This is a genomic window from Gilvimarinus sp. 1_MG-2023, assembly GCF_030548285.1.
Genome location: NZ_JAUOSC010000152.1, coordinates 1 through 451 on the forward strand (window position 1 = coordinate 1; position 451 = coordinate 451).

Sequence of the window (451 nt, forward strand, 5' to 3'; positions counted from 1 at the left end):
GCTCAATCTGGACGACCAGGTTGGATTCAAACCGGGTGCTGATGGAGCGTCCGGCACTGAGGCCTTCAGCCCAGCCTTTTTCTTTCAATAAGGCGAGGATGCTGCCTTCGCCTTCATGGCCAATCAGGTTGGACAGTAGCTGCAGCGGTTTGTATTGATACAGCGACTGGGTTTCTGGCATCGGGAAGGTAAATTGTAACCGGCGGATTTCTTTCACCGGCTCGATATTGACGTCGAGCGGTAACTGTTCCGGTACAAACATCGGCGGCCGTGAGTCGGCGAGCTGGATATCGCGCTTGGGGACGGCGCTGAAGTGGTTTTTGGCCCAGTCCTGCAGCTGTTGTAGCGGGTAGTTGCCTGCCAGTACCAGGGTCATCTGATCGGCGCTGTAATGCTGTTGGTAAAACTCGATCAGGTCATCACGAATTTTGCGGTCAGGGCGATCTGACAG

General features: G+C 55.0%; 1 protein-coding gene. It reads right to left on the reverse strand.

The window, feature by feature from the left end:
* The coding region (locus tag Q4563_RS16175) for an insulinase family protein (protein ID WP_303605204.1) at positions 1 to 451 on the reverse strand (451 nt) is incomplete at both ends.